This window comes from Zobellia uliginosa, from assembly GCF_018860745.1.
Lineage (GTDB): Bacteria > Bacteroidota > Bacteroidia > Flavobacteriales > Flavobacteriaceae > Zobellia > Zobellia uliginosa_B.
In genome coordinates this window covers 812,303-828,079 of the sequence record NZ_JAHKPY010000003.1, presented here as the reverse complement: position 1 = coordinate 828,079, position 15,777 = coordinate 812,303, and the positions used below count along the sequence as shown (strand labels likewise).

Below are 15,777 nucleotides of genomic sequence, written 5' to 3'. Positions count from 1 at the left end.
ACATTTATAAATTACTTTAAAACTCTAAGTGTTAAGCGTCTATTTCAACTTTTTATCGCCCATACCTAACCCTTTTGCAAGGTTAAATAGATTGCTAAACAGTGTTTGCTCTTCACTATCGTTAGACTTTGATTTTAAGTCCATCAGTAAATTTGCTATAGTTACGTTTTTAAGGTCTTCAGTAGAAATACCATATTTATCAGCGAATTCTTTTACCTTTTCCAAAAGATTTCCTTTGACATCATCGCTGCCTAAAATAGCATCTTTTACATCTTGAATGTTAGTACTATTTTCAACCAATCTATCATAGCCCTTACCTTTGGTGATTTGACCGATAATTTGGTCAAAGAACATGGTCTCACCACCAACAATATCAATCTTGGCAGCTTTTAATGCATCACCAATAACCTGTGCTTGTGCATCGGCAATATCTTTCTGGATATTAATGTGGGCAAGATCTACTTGTAATTCTTTGTCTAAACGCAGTTTAAATTCTTCGTGTTCTTTACCAACACCGTCTAATTTCTTCATTGCATTTGCCTTCTCTTCAATACCAGCGGCATCTGCCATGGCTTTTTCTTTGATAACATCAGCCTCTGCTAATCCATCTTTACGCTTAGCTTCTGCTTTTGCTTCAATACCAACTGCTTCAGCTTTCGCTTTCTTCTCAATGATAATAGCTTGTACTATTCCTTCACGTTCAAAGGCATCTGCTTTTGCATGCATAACTTGAGCTTCAGACATACCAACGGTTGCTTCCTCCTTCGCTTGTGCTTCCGCCAAAATCTTACGTGCTTCAGCCTCTTTCTCACTAGCCTCTTTATGAGCCAATGCTTCAATATTGATTTCTTCCGCTTTTTGTTTTGCAGCCTCTTTTTGAGCCTCTGCCGCTTTAATCGTTTTAATTAAATCTTCTTGAGCGTTTGCTTCAGCAATTGTAATCTTCACTTGTTTCTCACGATCGGCAGTTTTGAAAGCTTCAATATCCTTCATGTTCTCTTGCTCTTCCACTACTCCTTTTTCAAGGGTAACACGATCACGAATAACATCTTGTATATTCTTTTTCTCTACTTCAACAACTTTTTCTTTTTCAATCTGTGCAAGAGTAACTACTCTTTCTCTTTCCGTAGCCTCTAAAAGTCTGTCTTTTTCTACTCTTTCAGTCTCTACGGCATCTGTACGTTGCTTGTTTTTCAAAGCGACAATAATTTGACGCTCCATATTCTCTTCAGCAACTTTTACTTTTTCTTGGGTAGCAATACGAGCAGTTTCCGACTTTAAACGCTCTTCTTCGGAAACTTTTAAAGTTTCTGCCTCTTCGCGAGATTTTATATTCGCGATTTCTCTTTTTTGTTGCTCTTCTTTTTCAGCTAATTGCTTGTCTAGCTCTAAAATAGCTTCACGTGCTTCAACATCTTGTTTACGTATGGTCTTCTCCTCGTCACGCTTAATAAGGTTCGATTTAACATTTTGAGCAGCCGTAAGATCATTTATTTTTTTGATACCTTCTGCATCAAGAATATTATCTGCTTTCAAATGCGCTACGGCAGTTTGCTCCAGATAATCTATGGCACAATCTTCTAAGGTATAGCCGTTTAGGTCAATTCCAATAATATCAACAATCTCATCTCTAAACTCTCTACGCGCTTCATATAATTGAATAAAATCGAACTTTTTACCAACGGTTTTTAAGGCTTCGGAAAACTTGGCTTCAAAAAGCTCTTCAAGCGTTTCTTGTCTAGAAGCTCTCTGTACACCAATGGTTTGAGCAACTTTTTTAATAAGGTCTACTTCATTATTTACCCTAACGAAGAATGCCACTTTAATATCTGCACGCATATTATCCTTACAGATAAGACCTTCTGTCGCTAATCTTTCAATTTGAATTTTCTTTACAGAAATATCCATTACTTCAACCCGGTGAAATACTGGCACTACATACAGACCTTTGTCCGTAGCTACTTTAGTTCCTCCAAATCCGGTTCTTACCAAGGCTTGACCCTGATGAACTTTTTTGTAGAACATTGCAATGATTGCAAAATAAACAATGATAAGGAAGAGGATTACCCCCAGACCTATACCGATAATTGAAAAGATGGATTCCATAAATGATTTAAGTTTTATTGGTTATAAGATTGTACTAAAAAGTGTGTGTGATCCGCAGATCGTTTGATGATTAAAACCGAACTACCGTAGGTTAACGGTTTACGATCCAAAGATTTTACATAGATAGAATGACTATTACCATCTGCTTTTACTTCTGCGTTACCCATTTTATCTTCGCTAATATTAGATAGCAAAGTTGCCTGTCTGCCTAAAAAATCAACAGGAGCATCACCATCTTTGTTCAGTTGCTTAAAAAAGCCTTTGAACGGAGTGGTAAATAACTTATTAATGAACAGTGCCGGAAAAAACGTGGCTAACATAATTATGAAACCGATGTAGTTTTCGTATGTGAAGGTAATGGTCGTCAGCAACGTTGTCATCAACCACCAAACAAATATCCAGCAGGTAAACGTAAACATAAAAGGCAGTCCAACAAAGTTGAAATAGATAAGGAATATTTGCCACCATTTTAGTGGTCTACGTCTCTTTCCTATGACATCTTCCTGGTTGACTTCAGTATTAGAAATATCTTCAAAATCAAGATTACCACCTTCAATACCAGCGTCTAGATCTATATCGGCGTCAACATCTATATCGACATCAACATCTAGGTCAAAATCAAGGCCACCTATCATGGTTATGATCCAATACACCAGAAGGAGTATCAATAATAAGGTTAATGTGATATTTACCTCAGAAAATAATATGTCTATTAGTTGATTCAAATTTTTATTTTTTGGATTTGTTAAACCCTAGTTGTTCTTTAAGTTTTTGAAGTTCGTCATCTGCAGCGGCTTCAGTAGTATCGGCAGCTTTGTCAAGTTCTTCATCTATAGATTTACTCGAATTTGCGATATCACCATAAGCTTCTGCCAAGGCTTCTTCTTGTGCAATTTTCTCCTTCATTCTTTCAAGCATAGAAACAGTACCGGTGCTATCCAATTCAGCCATTTGCTTGTTTAGGTTTTTGGTTGCATTACTAACCTTTACACGTGCTTTAAGTGTTTTAAGCTCGTTTTCCCAATTACCTATGTTTGCTTTTAAAGATTCTACGTTACCTTGCATTTGACTCACATTAGCTTCAAATTTTTCAGTTTCGCTTTTTGTAGCTTCTAATTGCTTTTCAGTAGTTTCTTTCTGCATTAAAGCTTCTTTAGCAAGTCTGTCCGCTTCCGCAGCGTCCATTTCTTTGCTATTTGCCTTCTTTAAAATTATAATGGCTTTATCTTGATACTCTTTTGCTTTATTTCTATAAACATCTTGATCATTTTTAGAACGTATGGCAAGAGCTTTTACTTGTGCGAGAGCCTCTAAACTTTTTTCCAAGTCTAGCTTCATATCCCTAATGCCTTGTTCCGTCATTTTAATAGGGTCTTCCATCTTATCAATTGCTGAATTGGTTTCAGCCTCTCCTATTTTAAATAGTCTTTTAAATATATTCATGATTTTTTATTTTTAGTATTTAGAAAATTCAATTATTTGTTCGGAGTATTCACTCATTAACAAGCTTAAAGAATTTAAGCTGGCTTCAAACTCGTTAAGGTCCATATTCTCGATTTGTAACGTGTCTCTGAATATGACCCGGTTTGCAGTTTCATCTAGAACAAAAGCTCCGTGAATGATATCTCTATTTTTCTGAAGTAAATTTTTAAAGATTTTTTCTGATTGATTATGAACAGAAAATATAAATTGTTCCATAATCAAGATTGGAGGCGAAACTCCTAAAATCAAATTTTTTATTCCAGAATCTTCTTTCTCTACAACCAAAATTCCGTCTGCTCTATTCTCTTTAACGATATTAAAGTTTAATTGAAGTAGATAATCTCTGGTTATATTAAAATGGTTTTTCATATATGTTGATTTTTGTAGGTGGATTCTTTAATTCAATAATACAAAATATTATCGGTGTGTTTTCCTTTATTATATAAGCAGAGCCAAAATGTAAACAAATACAATGAACATAATATTGTGTATTTTAAAATGTTAAACTAAAATTAATTGCTCAAAAAAATAGCATACTGAAAATTTATTGCTAATTTTGTTAGACAAATATAATTATATTTTTATTAATTGCAAATTTTATTAGCAAAGAATGTCGTATTTCGGAAAGAATATTAGAAAAATTAGAAGCTTAAAAAGCTTAAGTCAACAGGCGTTTGCAGAGCTTTTTGACCTAAAAAGAGGTACTTTAGGTGCATATGAAGAAGGACGGAGTGAGCCTAAATTAGAAACTTTAATAAAAATTGCTAATTATTTTAGCATACCTATAGATGATCTGTTAACAACAGAATTGACGGTAAATAATCTACTAAAGTTCAAAGGAAATTTAACTGTAGAACAAGATTTAGGTGAACAAGAGTTTTTTATTAAAGTTCCATGTATTACTACTTTAAACCATAGCGATTACATTAAGTATTACAGGAAAGATTCTTACATACAAGATCTTCCATTTCTATCCTTACCCATTAATCCGGATAAAAAGTTTAGAGCCTATACCGTTCAAAATTTAGAAATGAGTAAGAACGAATCAGGTATGTTCCCTAAAGATATTGCGATAGGTGAATTTGTTCCGCCAGATGTGTATTCTAAATTGAACAATGGTACTTTGGTGTTTACTGTAACAGATCAAAATATAATTCTACGCAGGTTGTTTAGTACAAACGGTGATTTTGTATTACGAGCAGAACACAAAAATGTAGATGATATTGAATTACAATTGAAAGATATTAAAGAAATGTGGCGGGTGAGATATGTTTTTTACCATAGGTTGCCAGAAACCAATTTTAATCTGGAAGAAAAATTATTTCAATTAGAAAAAGATTTCAATCAACTTAAGAATAATCGATAATAAAAAAAGCCCATCTAAACAGATGGGCTTTTTGTAAAACTTAAAGTATATATAGAATTATAATACTGTTACGTTTACTGCGTTTAGGCCTTTTTTACCTTCTTGTAGATCAAATTCAACTTCATCGCCTTCACGAATTTCGTCTACTAAACCTGAAACGTGTACAAAATGATCTTTCTCAACACCTTCTTCAGTGATAAAACCAAAACCTTTAGTGTCGTTGAAAAATTTTACTGTTCCTTTACTCATTGTAATGTAATTAAAAATTTATAATGCTTATTGAATGACAAAGATGGTGCCATTTTTTTTATCAGCAACATTTTAATCCACTTATTTTCAACTTATTATCATTTTATTTTTAAAATATTTCCTACTAAAATATACAATCACCTAATAATGTAGTGTTTGCAGTTGATTAGGTGTACTGTTTGTTGATGATATATAACGAGTTACAAAATGGTTACTCGTACTTTTTTTTTCTTTAAACGGGTGTTGTTTAGTTTATGTGTCAGCATATTAGCCATAGATTTGGGAACTGAAACAAAAGCACAGTCTTGTTTTAATTCAATTACGCCCAATTGGTCTTTATTTAAACCACCTTGTTTAAAGAACAGACCGGCAATATCTCCTTTTGAAATTTTATCCTTTCTTCCTCCCGAGATAAAGAGGGTCTCCCAAAATTGAGGTTTTAAAGCTGCCTTCTTTGAAATATCTATTGCTTCTACATCCATTATAAAATCCGGTGTATATTCGGTTTTGGACTGCAGAACATACGCCGTGCCTTTTTCATTTACACGAGCCGTTCTCCCGTTACGATGCGTAAATTCCTCTACCGCCCTAGGAAGCTCATAGTGAATAATATATTTCATTTCTGGGATATCTATTCCCCTGGCCGCTAAATCCGTTGCAATAAGTACTTGGCAGGTACCATTTCTGAACTTGATTAAAGAACGTTCGCGATCGCGCTGTTCCATTCCGCCCGAAAAGCATGTATGGTGTATACGGTTTTTTTCTAAAAACATACTTACACGCTCAATACTGTCCTTGTAATTACAAAAGATAATACCCGGTTGATTGCCAATATGCAATAACAAATCCAACAAGGTCTGTAACTTATCCTTATCAGGCGAAATGACTGTTCTAATAGCTAGTTTAGATTCCCTTTTAGCATCTAAAAAGTTAATAACGGTATGATCGTCCAACCTCACGAATTTGGGAATCTCCACACCTTGCGTGGCAGAAGTAAGAATCCTCTTTTCAAGGTTCGGCAGTTCACTGATAATAAAACTCATTTCACCTTCAAAACCCGTTTCCAAAGATTTATCAAACTCATCTAGAATTAAGGTTTTGATATTTCTTTTTGAAAAACGTTCGCCATCAAAGTGATCCGCAATCCTTCCTGGCGTACCTATGAGAATGGCAGGTGTATGTTTTAATTCAATTTTATCTTTGGAAATAGGTCTCCCTCCATACACTGCATTTACTTTAAAACCAGACCCCATATCACGAACTACCTGCTCAATCTGTATGGCCAATTCCCTTGACGGTACTAAAATTAAAGCCTGAATTCCTTCACATTCTGCATCTAATGTTTCCAATAGCGGTAGTAAAAAAGCTAACGTCTTTCCTGTACCTGTAGGTGATAGTAATACGGTATTCGTTGTATTTTCAATCACCTCTAAGGCTTCCTCTTGCATTGGGTTCAATGCGGAAATTTTCAACTTAGCTAATATTTCCTGCTTATTACGAATGGTATTCGCCATGACTTAGTTCTTTTGAAGTACGTCTATTTTTGGTATAGCCGCGGAATTGTGCATCAAATGATCGGCCAGCACTTTTTCTATCAGTTCTTCTTTCGTTAAATGATGGAAAATAGTCTTTATCTTGTCTTTGGTTTCAGGTGAAACTGTACGGTTGGGTTTGGTCTTGAATATTTTCTTTGCCCAAAGCTCTAGATTTATTTCTTCCCTGTACTCAGCATCTTCCTTTTTTAATTCTTTAAAAACCAGTCCCAGTTCCTCCTCAAATTCAGGAATATCAGCACGCTCCTCTTCTTGTATGATACTCACGGAAAGTCCCTTTGCCCCTGCCCTTGCGGTACGACCGCTACGGTGTACATAGGCTTCATAAGTATCTGGCAAATGATAATTTACCACATAGGAAATTTCTTTTACATCAATACCACGCGCGGCTAAGTCCGTTGCTACAAGAATATCTATATGTCCTTCCCTGAATTGCCCCATGATACGATCACGGATTCCCTGTGAAAGACTCCCGTGGATGGAACCGGACGAGAATTTATTGATGGCCAGTTTCTTGGCTAGCTTATTTACGGCCGCTTTGGTCTTACAGAAAATAATACCGCGTTCCCCTTCTTTGGAATATAAAAAGTGAAGTAACACTTCAAGTTTTTCAATAGGCTCTACAACAATGTACTTATGGTCAATGCCTTGGTGCCCCATTTGCGCCATGTCCGCTTCTAAGTGCACCACATGTTTGGACATATAATTTTGCACCAATTGCTTTACGGTTCCCGGCATGGTAGCTGTGAATAATAAAGTTCTTCTAGATTTTGGCATTTCGGCATCAAGCATGTCCAAATCCGTTTTCAGGGCAGTTACCATTTCATCAGCCTCATCCAATACCAAAAATTTCAGTTTTTTAATGCTGACTGCTTTACGCTGAATCAAATCTATCAAGCGCCCAGGCGTAGCCACTATTATATGTGTAGGTTCCTTTAAGCGTTCCATTTGCGGTTTTATAGGAATTCCACCACAGACCGAAGCAATAGAAATAGCAGGACTATGCGCAGCAAAAGAAACCAAGTTCTCATATGTTTGCTGTCCCAACTCCCGTGTTGGTGATAGTATTACGGCCTGTACGTCCTTGTTTTTCGTATGAATCAACTGCAACAGCGGCAAACCGAAAGCTGCCGTTTTTCCTGTTCCCGTTTTTGCCAATGCAACCACATCTTCTTTTTGCTTTAAAAGAATGGGAATGGTTTTCATTTGAATATCCGTAGGGACGGAAATCTTCAAATGGGTTAAACTTTTGAGTACGTGTTCGTTGATTCCTAATCCGGAAAATGATTTAGACATAAAAATAAATTTAAGCAAAGATAGGTACACGAGCTTGTAGAATCGTGTAAAGTAATGCACTAAATAATTCTAAAAAAGGGGCTTAGTTTTAAGCCCCTTTTAAAATTCTATAAAAAATAACGTTTATGCTTCTTGAAGCGTACGCTTAGATTTTCTGTAGATGTACTTTGGGTAAATGCTACGTTTAGCGAAACGGTTCAACTTATTAGAGTTCACCATTTTTATATAAACAGGCTTGGTAACACCAAAATACTCATAGGTAGCGCCGTCTACAAAAGTAATTTCTAGCAACATTCCTTTGTGTACGTAATCTGCTATACCAGAATTTGTGGTCTCTGTGTATGCATCTAAGTTTGCAGCAATAGTTTCTGGAGCGATACTCACTAAAAAGTGATACCCGTCAATAATAGCGCGACTTTGCACTTCTGCTTCTTCACGCTTAGCGTCTCCTTCTTGAAATTTATCTGGATGCCACTCTTTTACCAAATTACGATACGTAGACTTAAGTGACTTCAGCTCAATCTCTTTCTCAATTCCGAATAACTTCTTATACTGACTTATGCGTTTCATAGACCCAATTTTGAAGCCGCGAAGCTACGTCTTTATTTTGAACGAGTTAGGTTAAATATTACGTTTTTTTATTTGGGTGATACTAACCTTTAAATAAGGTGTTTTTAACGCAAATTAGTATGCTCAAAAGGGTTAACAAAGAATATCTTAGATGGAATAACACCCTAATTGTTATAGCGTATTCCTAGGATTTTGAATAAACGATCCGTTTTTCCTATGTGGAGTAAAGCCACATCATTGACTTTCTTTGAAATTAGGGCCCGAGCGATTGGAGAAAGAAACGAAATTTTATTCTCAGCTATATTTGCTTCATCAACACCAACAATCTGAAACTCTTGTGGTGTATTTGCATTGTCAATCGACAATAATACTTTAGCTCCAAAACGTACTTCGTTTAGGGGTTGGTCTTCAAGATTAATTACCTTGGCAGATGCGATACGCTCATTTAATAATTGAAGTTTTGAATTTAATAGGTTGATAGCAATACGTTGTTCCTTTTCATTCTCCTCATAAGATAATTCTTTATCCGCTATCAGTTTTTCTCGTTCGTTTAGAAGCTTCAGAAAGCCTTTTTCCGTAACATAATTTATTGCTCCCTGTGGTAAATCAGCCCTTGGCGGTACCATTGGTATTTCTTCTTGGTCTTCTTCTTTTACAAATCCTCTACTCATCTATCTAGTTTTTGATGTAATTTAGTAGAAACCACTATTTACGATTGATTATATTCAACACATTTTTGGCACAATAAAGCGAGATGATTACAGCTGCAATATAATGGATGGATGCACGGGAAGAAGCTGTTTCTGTAATTTAAGAATTTAGGGAATTACCATTAATGTACTCCAAGAACTTAGGTTTATACTGCTCAGAAACCGTAATACGTTGTTTGTTGATGACAATCTGACTCCGTTCAATAACCTCAATGTTTTTTAAGGATACGATAAAGGAACGATGTACCCGCATGAATTCGGTCTTTGGAAGTTCTTCCTCTAAAGACTTTAAACTCATAAGCGTTAAAATAGCTTTGGGGTTATCCTTTAACCATATTTTTATATAGTCTTTCAACCCTTCAAAATAAAGAACATCTGCCAATTTGATGCGTAATTGCTTGTATTCCGACTTCACGAAAAGAAATTCTTTTTTCCCGGATACAGCGGAAGCCTCTTTATTGCCTCTTAGCAATGTAAACCACTCTAAAGCTTTATTGGCCGCTACTAGAAATTCAGCATAGTCAAAAGGTTTTAGTAAATAATCCAACGCCTCTACCTTAAAGCCTTCCAATGCATATTGATCAAAGGCTGTAGTGAAGATTACACGTGTCTGTTTGGGAAGCATTTTAGAAAACTCCAGTCCGGTTAAATCGGGCATTTGAATATCTAAAAAAAGAACATCAACCGGTTCTGTATTTATAGACTGTAATGCTTCAATGGCACTATGACACTTATTTTTAAGCGTTAGAAATGGGGTCTTTGCCACATAGCTTTCTACGAGATTAAGAGCCATAGGCTCGTCATCTACAATCATGCACGTAAGTTGAACAGCCTCCATTTAAGTTTCAATTTTTAGATTAATTCTATAAACACCTTCCTTAAGCTCCTTTTCAAAGGCATATTTATTTGGATATAATAACCGTAACCGTTTTTCTAGATTCTTTAAACCAATACCAGAACCACTCTTGTCACTTTCCTCTTTTGGAAAATTATGATTTTCCAATGTAAAGTTTACTACGTTTTTCCGAATGTTCATATCAATAGAAATCATACTTTCTTGATTTGCGGAAACCCCGTGTTTAAAAGCATTCTCTATTAAAGATATAAATAATAAGGGTGCTATTTTAATTTGTGAATCACTTAATGGGAAGCTAGATTCGATTTGTGTTTTTTCGGTTAAGCGTAACTTCATTAAATCGATATACTTTCTCATGAAGTCAATCTCCTTTGAAAGTGGCACCAATTCGGTATTCGTTTCATATAAAAGGTACCGCATTAGCTTGCCTAAACTATGTATGGTAGATTTAGCTTTATCCGGCGAAATATCAACCAATGAATAGATGTTGTTTAAAGAGTTGAAAAAGAAATGCGGTTGAAGCTGATATCTTAGATGTTGTAATTCTGTTTGTAACTTAAAATTATCAGCTTCTTTTCGCTCTGCTTCTGTCTTCACCCATTTTTTAGTCGATTTAATAGCTATGGACAGTAATACAGGAGCCGCATAGGATAACATTTGCACATATATGAACAATTTAAACGGTGGTCCTTCCCTATTTGCATTTGGGGGTCTATTATTAATTAGTTCGCTAAAATAATTGTCTTCAATAAACTCTTTCAATAAAATAAACAAACCGATTAAGACTAAATTGACGATGATAAAAATCAGCGTTTTTTTAGAGAAAAGAAACCTGTCTATGAGTACAAAAAAGTTTAAATAAAATATTACGGCATAGAACAACATTGGTATTAAGAAATGTGCAATCAACCTATTTGTATCCAAATCTTGCCCGTAAGATAGAACGAAGGGCATGCTAAACAACACCAGCCAAATTATAAGATGCTGCGCAATTACTATTTTTTTATTCTTGTACATAATTATTTATTCATAACGTAAAGCTGTAATCGGGTCTAATGCAGAAGCTTTTCTTGCAGGATACCATCCAAAGAAAATACCTGTAACCGCACAAACAGCAAACGAAATTATTATAGAATACATCGCTACGCTTGTAGGCCAATGTAAGAACTTTTCAATAAAAACAGTAGCGCTAAGCCCTAATAATACCCCAAGCACACCGCCCGTAATACTTATTAAAATTGCTTCTATCAGAAACTGCAGCAAAATATCTGATCCTTTACCACCAACAGCCATACGAAGCCCTATTTCTTTAGTACGCTCCTTTACTGATACGTACATGATATTCATAATGCCAATACCACCAATAAGCAATGAAATACTGGCAACAGCAACTAAAAGTACAGTTAGCATTTCACTAGTAGAACTAAATGTTGATATTAATTCTTCCATAGACCGTACGGTAAAATCATCTTCTTCATTATCCATGAGCTTATGTTCTTCACGTAGAATATCGGTGACCTCTATAACAGCATCGGGAGCGTCATCTTCGCTAACGGCCGACCCCATTATTTGATTTAAATAATCTATTGCTAAAATTCGTTTTTGAACAGTTGTGTATGGTGCAATTACAACATCATCTTGATCTTGACCAAAGGTATTTTCCCCTTTTTCTTCTAAAACTCCTATTACCTTAAACGGAATATTATCAAAACGTATCATTTGCCCTACTGGTTCTTGCCCGTCAGGAAATACATTATCGACTACCGTTTGCCCAAGAATGACCACTTTAGAAGCAGATTTTACTTCGGCATCGGTGAACATGCTACCGCTTTGAAGACCAACAACTTTAATTTCTAGATAATCAGGATTTACACCATAAATCGTACTAGGCCAGTTATTTGCACCGCTAATTACTTGACCGCCGCCATTTACAACTGGTGTAACATAGCTTAACAAAGTAGCTTTCTCTTTAATGACTTCAAAATTTTTAAGTGTCAACGTTTGCACATCACCACCACTACCTCTTGCCGGTCCTCTATCATCGGTACCAGGTCTAATGGTAATCATATTAGAACCCATATTAGAAATGGTACTTCTTATACTTTCTTTAGAACCTTCCCCAATAGCTAGCATTGCAATTACAGATGCTACACCTATAATAATACCAAGCATGGTCAGTAATGTTCTCATTTTATTGAGAACAATAGCCTTGAATGCAATTTTAAGTAGATTTAATATTCTCATAATTAATGATTTTCTTGTGGCAATTTTGCTAATTCTTCTGCTGCAGATTGTACTTTATGATTCTTATAATCTTGCATAATACTACCATCTTTTAATACGATTGTTCTACTACTAAATGTTGCTATATCTGGCTCATGAGTAACGAATGTGATGGTAATTCCCTTTTTGTTCAAATCTTGAAATAGCGACATAATTTCATAAGATGTTCTCGTGTCAAGATTTCCTGTCGCCTCATCGGCCAATATCATTACTGGGTTGTTTACTAAAGATCTGGCAATTGCTACACGCTGTTGCTGACCACCAGAAAGTTGAGAAGGAGTATGATGTAATCTATCTCCTAAACCAACCATTTCAAGAGCTTTTATCGCACGTTCTCTGCGTTCGTCTGTAGACACCTTGCTATTATATAATAGCGGTAACTCTACATTCTCAATGGCTGAAGTTCTAGCTAAAAGATTATATGATTGAAATATGAATCCGATTTTTTCATTTCTGATTGTCGCCAATTCATTTCTACTTAAATCTTTCATACTAACACCATCAATTTCATAGGTACCCGATGTGGGTTGGTCCAGACACCCTAAAATATTAAGCATCGTACTTTTACCAGATCCACTAGAACCCATGATGGTTACAAATTCACCTTCTTCAATAGTAAATGATATACCACGTAAGGCATGAACCGTTTCGGTACCCATGGTAAACTCACGCTTTAAGTTTTCAATTTTTATGATTTCTTTACTCATGGTTATTTCTTTTTACCTCCCGGGCGTTGTGGCATAAACGGACTCTCTTCTGTACCTCCTGCTGGGGCACCAGATTGAGTAGCTTCTGATTTTAAACTATACACCAGTTTATCTCCTTCATTAATACTGCTTAATATTTGAACATTTACCCCGTCACTAGCTCCTAAAGTCACCTTTTTTGGAGAAATAGCACCATTGGATTCGAGAACCCAAACCCTTGTACTATCATCATTCTCATCAGGTTTTGGACCGCCACCTTTTGGAGGTTCCACAGTCAATTGTTCTTGTTCATTATAAGCCATCATTTCTGGCGGAGTCGGCTTAAAATTTATTGCCTTCGCTTCTACAGATAAAACATCTTTTAATTCTAAAGTGTAGATTGAAATGGTAGCTGTAAGACCTGGTTTTAATCTTAAATCAGGGTTGTCAGCTTTAATTACCACTGTATAAGTAACTACGTTCGAAGTAATTGTAGGGTCTAGCCTTACCTGCGTTACCTCACCTTCAAATTCTTGACCTTGATAGGCATCAACCGTAAAACTTACACGTTGCCCCTCCTTTACTACACCTATATCTGCCTCATCAACATCAGCTTCCACTTGCATTTCTTTTAAATCTTGGGCAATGGTAAATAGTGTTGGTGTACTGTAACTTGCGGCAACCGTTTGCCCTTCTTCAATATCTCGTGAAAGCACTACACCGTTTATAGGGGAGTAAATATTAGCATACCCCAAGTTTGTTCTTGCCTGCTGCAAATCCGATAAACGCTGTGTTACCGTACCTTTTGCAGTTTCGTAATTGTACAACGCATCATCATAATCGGATTTACTAATAACTTGATTGTCATATAGGGACTTTTGTCTATCGTAAATAGTTTGTAAATAATTACGATTGCTTACCGCGTTATCATATGAAGCTTGTGCCTGCGTCATAGCAGCTCTAAGATTGGTTTTATCTAATTCAGCAATCAATTGTCCTTCTGTAACTACACTGTTATAATCCACATATATCTTCTCTACAACACCCGAAACTTGCGTACCTACATCAACTTGATTTATAGGTTCAATAGTTCCTGTTGCTGTTACCATTGTAGTTACATCACCTTTTTTGGCAGCTACTGTTTTGGCTTCAATAGCAACAGTATCATCACTCTTAAAAAAACTATATGCAACAAAAGCCAAGATGACCAAAATGACACCGCCTATTATGATATTTTTTTTATTTTTCATTTTGATTAAAGTTTAATTTCGTTTCCTTGATAGAATTGTAATAATTGATGGTATAAAATATTTAGGTATTTAGATTGTAAATAATTCTGTTGGGCATTTGTATACGTATTTTGACTGACTACAAGGTCTGTAGTACTTAAATCTCCCAACTCATATTTCTTTTGAGCTAGATTATACGACTGTTCTGCGGCATCTTGTGATGCTTCTGCAGCAACTAACTGCTCTTGCGATGATAATGCGTTTTGGTATGCTGTTTCTACTTTTTTAATTACCTCTTTTTCTACTGTTTGTTTTTGTATTTCAGCTTTTTCTATATTAAAAGTTGCTATTTGTACCGCGGACTTTGTTTGATTTCTATTAAAAATTGGTATACTTAAACTCAATCCGAGTTTTTGGTTAAAATTGACATCTAACTGATCAGAAAATGTATTGTCGTTTATACTGGTATATCCAGAACCTAAGCTACCAATAAGGGATAATGTAGGCAGGTAACCTCCTTTTGCGATATCCAATTCTTTTTCATTTATGATGATGTTGGTATTGCTTGCCTCTATTTCTGGTAGATATGCCAATGCGTTGGCATAAATAACCTCTTTGTTAAGTTCTAGATTAATAAGATCCTGATTCTCGTCAACTGTCTCAATTTGTAAATCTTCTAAGGGAGATAATTCCAATAATTGTTTTAAACTGATAATGTTTAGCTCATAGTCATTTTTAGCAGAAATAACATTGAACTTGTTTGTAGCTGCTTGACTTTGAGCCTCCGTATAATCACTTAAAGCAATAGAACCTGCGTCTAGTCTAGATTTAGCCTGAATAACCTCTTGTTCCGAAGCTTTCAGGTTATTCTCTGCAATGGCAATACCTTCTTTACTAAACAACGTCTGTAAATAGGTTTCTAAAATGCTTATTACAATACTATTCTTTGCTTCTTCTTGCAGTAGAGCACTTTGTTCTACAAGCAATTTATTCTGTTTAACCTGGTTGTTCAATTGATTTCCTTGGAAAAGGGTCATAGAACTATTAATGCCAATATTGGTATTGTGTATCTCGTCGGACACATAATCACTTGTAATAGGATCTATGGTGGTACCACTAGAATACCCTTGCGAAGCACTCCCAAACAAATCCGGAAGCTTCGCAGATTTGGACTTGCTATAATCAACTTCAGTAATAGTTTTGTTTAACGTAGCATCTTTTATGGTAATGTTGTTCTTAATAGCATAATCAATACAGTCTTCTAGAGACCATATTTTTGATGCCGAGTTGGCATCGGCCTGTTGACCGAAAGAAATCTGAGCGAACAAAACGCTTGCTAGGATTATATATAGTTTCATTTGAAGGATGTTATTATTTTACACTTCAAAAGT

Annotated in this window: 16 protein-coding genes; 1 reads left to right on the top strand and 15 read right to left on the bottom strand. The window is 35.6% G+C overall.

Going from position 1 to position 15,777, the window contains the following annotated elements:
- Positions 1-39 precede the first annotated feature (39 nt).
- From KO521_RS07365 to KO521_RS07350, 4 genes are read right to left on the bottom strand one after another with little or no spacing between them, the layout of a single operon-like run.
- The gene (locus KO521_RS07365; protein ID WP_215939250.1) at positions 40-2,106 is read right to left on the bottom strand and encodes an SPFH domain-containing protein; all 2,067 of its coding nucleotides are present in this window, start codon (positions 2,104-2,106) and stop codon (positions 40-42) included.
- A 14-nt stretch (positions 2,107-2,120) separates the two neighbouring features.
- Entirely contained in the window at positions 2,121-2,831 is a 711-nt protein-coding gene (locus tag KO521_RS07360) for an OB-fold-containig protein (protein WP_215939249.1), read from the bottom strand.
- 4 nt (positions 2,832-2,835) lie between these two features.
- The gene (locus tag KO521_RS07355) at positions 2,836-3,549 is read right to left on the bottom strand and encodes a PspA/IM30 family protein (RefSeq protein WP_215939248.1); all 714 of its coding nucleotides are present in this window, start codon (positions 3,547-3,549) and stop codon (positions 2,836-2,838) included.
- A 12-nt stretch (positions 3,550-3,561) separates the two neighbouring features.
- Entirely contained in the window at positions 3,562-3,957 is a 396-nt protein-coding gene (locus KO521_RS07350) for a YbjN domain-containing protein (RefSeq protein ID WP_215939247.1), read from the bottom strand.
- A gap of 241 nt (positions 3,958-4,198) precedes the next feature.
- On the opposite strand from KO521_RS07350, the gene KO521_RS07345 reads away from it, so the two are divergent.
- Positions 4,199-4,954 (top strand): helix-turn-helix domain-containing protein, encoded by a 756-nt coding sequence (locus tag KO521_RS07345; RefSeq protein WP_215939246.1) that lies wholly within the window; start codon positions 4,199-4,201, stop codon positions 4,952-4,954.
- A 57-nt stretch (positions 4,955-5,011) separates the two neighbouring features.
- Here the strand turns inward: KO521_RS07345 and KO521_RS07340 are convergent, their stop codons facing one another.
- The 11 genes from KO521_RS07340 to KO521_RS07290 form a co-directional block, all read right to left on the bottom strand.
- The gene (locus KO521_RS07340; RefSeq protein WP_194527301.1) at positions 5,012-5,203 is read right to left on the bottom strand and encodes a cold-shock protein; all 192 of its coding nucleotides are present in this window, start codon (positions 5,201-5,203) and stop codon (positions 5,012-5,014) included.
- Positions 5,204-5,403: 200 nt separating this feature from the next.
- Complete coding sequence (locus KO521_RS07335; RefSeq protein WP_215939245.1) at positions 5,404-6,717, bottom strand: DEAD/DEAH box helicase; 1,314 nt, start codon at positions 6,715-6,717, stop codon at positions 5,404-5,406.
- Between the two features lie 3 nt (positions 6,718-6,720).
- Entirely contained in the window at positions 6,721-8,052 is a 1,332-nt protein-coding gene (locus KO521_RS07330) for a DEAD/DEAH box helicase (RefSeq protein ID WP_215939244.1), read from the bottom strand.
- A 123-nt stretch (positions 8,053-8,175) separates the two neighbouring features.
- Positions 8,176-8,622, bottom strand: coding sequence for a KTSC domain-containing protein (locus KO521_RS07325; protein WP_215939243.1), 447 nt, complete (start codon positions 8,620-8,622; stop codon positions 8,176-8,178).
- A gap of 164 nt (positions 8,623-8,786) precedes the next feature.
- On the bottom strand, positions 8,787-9,293 hold the full coding sequence (locus KO521_RS07320; RefSeq protein ID WP_215939242.1) for a GreA/GreB family elongation factor: 507 nt from the start codon (positions 9,291-9,293) through the stop codon (positions 8,787-8,789).
- Positions 9,294-9,432: 139 nt separating this feature from the next.
- Positions 9,433-10,170 carry a LytR/AlgR family response regulator transcription factor gene (locus KO521_RS07315; protein WP_215939241.1) on the bottom strand — a complete coding sequence of 246 codons (738 nt, stop codon included), beginning with the start codon at positions 10,168-10,170 and terminating at the stop codon, positions 9,433-9,435.
- Positions 10,171-11,205, bottom strand: a complete 1,035-nt coding sequence (locus KO521_RS07310) for a sensor histidine kinase (RefSeq protein WP_252729918.1) — start codon at positions 11,203-11,205, stop codon at positions 10,171-10,173. It lies immediately after the preceding gene.
- Positions 11,206-11,211: 6 nt separating this feature from the next.
- Positions 11,212-12,432 carry an ABC transporter permease gene (locus tag KO521_RS07305; protein WP_215939240.1) on the bottom strand — a complete coding sequence of 407 codons (1,221 nt, stop codon included), beginning with the start codon at positions 12,430-12,432 and terminating at the stop codon, positions 11,212-11,214.
- 2 nt (positions 12,433-12,434) lie between these two features.
- Positions 12,435-13,178 carry an ABC transporter ATP-binding protein gene (locus KO521_RS07300; RefSeq protein ID WP_215939239.1) on the bottom strand — a complete coding sequence of 248 codons (744 nt, stop codon included), beginning with the start codon at positions 13,176-13,178 and terminating at the stop codon, positions 12,435-12,437.
- A 2-nt stretch (positions 13,179-13,180) separates the two neighbouring features.
- Positions 13,181-14,413 (bottom strand): efflux RND transporter periplasmic adaptor subunit, encoded by a 1,233-nt coding sequence (locus tag KO521_RS07295; protein WP_436801484.1) that lies wholly within the window; start codon positions 14,411-14,413, stop codon positions 13,181-13,183.
- Positions 14,413-15,744: a TolC family protein gene (locus tag KO521_RS07290; protein WP_215939237.1), complete on the bottom strand. Its 1,332-nt coding sequence runs from the start codon at positions 15,742-15,744 to the stop codon at positions 14,413-14,415. The genes KO521_RS07295 and KO521_RS07290 overlap by 1 nt, the downstream gene beginning before the upstream one ends.
- Between the last annotated feature and the right edge of the window lie 33 nt (positions 15,745-15,777).